This is a genomic window from Streptomyces sp. WG7, assembly GCF_049975785.1.
In the GTDB taxonomy this organism is placed as follows: Bacteria; Actinomycetota; Actinomycetes; order Streptomycetales; family Streptomycetaceae; genus Streptomyces.
In genome coordinates this window covers 1-3,541 of record NZ_JBNGGE010000116.1, presented here as the reverse complement: position 1 = coordinate 3,541, position 3,541 = coordinate 1, and the positions used below count along the sequence as shown (strand labels likewise).

At 73.8% G+C, this 3,541-nt stretch carries 1 protein-coding gene; it reads left to right on the top strand.

Annotated features, from left to right (window positions below; all coding sequences use genetic code 11):
* A partial coding sequence (locus ACP4J0_RS38240) for a beta-ketoacyl synthase N-terminal-like domain-containing protein (RefSeq protein ID WP_426604020.1) occupies positions 1 to 3,541 on the top strand: 3,541 nt, incomplete at both ends.

The window sequence follows — 3,541 nt, the reverse complement described above, 5'->3', positions numbered from 1 at the left end:
CGTCCCAAGGTGGACGCGGCCCTCCACCTGCACGACCTCACCCGGCACCTCGACCTCGCCGACTTCGTCCTCTTCTCCTCCGCCGCCGGCACCTTCGGCGGCGCGGGCCAGGCCAACTACGCCGCCGCCAACGCCTTCCTCGACGCACTCGCCCGCCACCGGCAGGCCCACGGCCTCGCCGGAACCTCCCTGGCCTGGGGCCTGTGGGCCGAGGCCAGCGGCATGACCGGCGAACTCGACTCGGCCGACAAGGACCGCATGACCCGCTCCGGGGTCCTCGGCCTGTCCTCCGACGAGGGCCTGGCCCTCCTCGACACCGCCCGCGGCACCGGCGACGCCCTCCTCCTCCCCATGCACCTCGACCTGGCGCCGCTGCGCCGGGCCGACGCGAGCATGGTGCCCAACCTCCTGCGCGGCCTGGTCCGCACCACCACCCGCCGCGCCGTCGGGGCACCGGCGGCCGGTGGCGGCACGCCGCTCGTCGACCGGCTCGTCCGCCTGCCCGACGGCGAACGCGACGCCCTCCTGCTCGACCTCGTCCGCGGCCAGGTCGCCGCCGTCCTCGGGCACGCCACTCCGGACGCCGTCGAACCCACGCGCGCTTTCAAGGACCTCGGCTTCGACTCGCTGACGGCCGTCGAGTTCCGCAACCGGCTCGGCGCGACCGCCGGCGTACGCCTGCCCGCCACCCTCGTCTTCGACTACCCGACGCCGAGCGTGCTCGCCGGCTACCTCAAGGACGAACTCCTCGGCTCGCAGGCCGCGGTCGCCGCTGCCGCCGCCGTACCCACCCGGGCCGCGACCGCCGCCGAGGCCGACGACCCCATCGCGATCGTCGCCATGAGCTGCCGCTTCCCCGGCGACGTCCGCACCCCCGAGGACCTCTGGAGCCTGCTCGCCGACGGCCGCGACGGCATCGGCCACCTCCCCACCGACCGCGGCTGGGACCTCGACGCCCTGTACAACCCCGACCCCGACAGCCCCGGCACCTCCTATGCCCGCGAAGGCGGCTTCTTCTACGACGCCCACCACTTCGACCCGGCCTTCTTCGGGATCAACCCGCGCGAGGCCCTGGCCATGGACCCCCAGCAGCGCCTGCTGCTGGAGACGTCCTGGGAGGCGTTCGAACGGGCCGGCATCGACCCGGGCGACCTGCGCGGCCGCCAGGTCGGCGTGTTCGTCGGCCAGATGCACAACGACTACGTCTCCCGGCTGAACACCGTCCCCGAAGGCGTCGAGGGCTACCTCGGCACCGGCGGCTCCAGCAGCATCGCCTCCGGCCGCGTCTCCTACACCTTCGGCTTCGAGGGCCCCGCCGTCACCGTCGACACCGCCTGCTCGTCGTCGCTCGTCGCCCTGCACCTCGCCGCGCAGGCCCTGCGCAACGGCGAGTGCACGCTCGCCCTGGCCGGCGGCGTCACCATCATCACCACCCCCGACGTCTTCACCGAGTTCAGCCGCCAGCGCGGCCTGGCCCCCGACGGCCGCTGCAAGCCGTTCGCGGCCGCCGCCGACGGCACCGCGTGGGGCGAGGGCGCCGGCATGCTGCTGGTGGAGCGGCTGTCCGACGCCCGCCGCAACGGCCACCCGGTCCTCGCGGTCGTCCGAGGCTCCGCGGTCAACCAGGACGGCGCCAGCAACGGCCTCACCGCCCCCCACGGGCCCTCGCAGCAGCGGGTCATCCGCGCCGCGCTGGCGAACGCCGGCCTGACCGCCGCGGACGTCGACGCGGTCGAGGCGCACGGCACGGGCACGACGCTGGGCGACCCGATCGAGGCGCAGGCGCTCCTGGCCACCTACGGGCGTGACAAGACCGAGGACCAGCCGCTGTGGCTGGGCTCGGTCAAGTCCAACTTCGGCCACACGCAGGCCGCGGCCGGCGTCGCGGGCATCATCAAGATGGTCATGGCGATGCGCCACGGCGTGCTGCCGCAGACCCTCCACGTGGACGAGCCCAGCCCGCACGTGGACTGGTCCGAGGGCGCGGTCTCCCTGCTGACCGAGCGGATGGACTGGCCCGAGACCGGCCGCCCGCGCCGCGCCGGCGTCTCGTCGTTCGGCATGAGCGGCACCAACGCACACGCCATCATCGAGCAGGCCCCCGACACCGCGCCGGTCCCGGTTGCGGCCGGGAACGCACCCTCCGTGCGCGCCGTTCCGTGGCTCCTCTCCGCGCGGACGCCCGAGGCCCTGCGCGCCCAGGCCGGCGCCCTGCACGCCCACGTCGAGGCCCACCCCGACGCCCGCCCCGCCGACATCGGCCACTCCCTCGCCACCACCCGTGCCGTGTTCGAGCAGCGCGCGGTGGTCGTGGCGGCGGACCGGGACGAGCTGCTGCGCGGCCTGGCCGCCCTGGCGGCGGACGCCACGACGGGACCGGTGACGCGGGGTGCCGCCGGTGCCGGCAAGCTCGCCTTCCTCTTCACGGGGCAGGGCAGCCAGCGGCTCGGCATGGGGCGTGAGTTGTACGGCGCTTATCCGGTGTTCGCCGAGGCCCTGGATGCGGTGGGTGAGCGGCTTGGGCTGGGTGTGTTGTTCGGTGATGACGCGGAGGCGTTGGATCGTACGGAGTTCGCGCAGCCGGCGTTGTTCGCGGTGGAGGTGGCGCTGTTCCGGCTGCTGGAGTCGTGGGGTGTGAGGCCGGACTTCGTGTCCGGTCATTCGGTGGGTGAGATCGCTGCTGCGCATGTGGCGGGGGTGTTGTCGCTGGATGATGCGTGTGTGCTGGTGGCGGCGCGTGGGCGGTTGATGCAGGCGCTGCCGGCGGGTGGCGTGATGGTCGCGCTGGAGGCGTCGGAGGACGAGGTCCTGCCGTTGCTGACGGAGCGGGTGAGTGTCGCGGCGGTGAACGGGCCGCGGTCGGTGGTGATCGCGGGTGACGAGGACGCCGCGACGGCGATCGTGGAGTCGTTCGAGGGGCGGAAGTCGAGGCGTCTGGCGGTCAGTCATGCGTTTCATTCGCCGCACATGGACGGGATGCTGGAGGCGTTCCGTGAGGTGGTGTCGGGGCTGTCGTTCGCGGCCCCGGCCATCCCGGTGGTGTCGAACCTGACCGGTGCCCTGGTCACGGACGAGATGGCGTCGGCGGACTTCTGGGTGCGGCACGTCCGTGAGGCCGTGCGCTTCCTCGACGGCGTCCGCGCCCTGGAGGCCGCGGGCGTCACCACGTACCTCGAACTCGGCCCCGACGGAGTCCTCTCCGCCATGGCCCAGGAGTGCCTGACCGGCGAGGGCGCCGCCCTCGCCCCGGCCCTGAGGAACGGCAGGCCGGAGGCGGAGACGCTGCTCACGGCAGCCGCGACCGCTCATGTGCGTGGCGTCGCCGTCGACTGGCAGACGTACTTCGGGCCCGAGAGCCCTCAGCGCGTCGACCTGCCGACCTACGCTTTCCAGCGCTCCGCCTACTGGCTGGACGCGGGTCGTTCGCAGGGCGATGTCGCGTCGGCCGGTCTCGGTGCGGCGGGCCATCCGTTGCTGGGTGCGGCGGTTGAGCTGCCGGATTCGGACGGGGTGGTGTTCACCGGTCGGTTGTCGCTGGCCA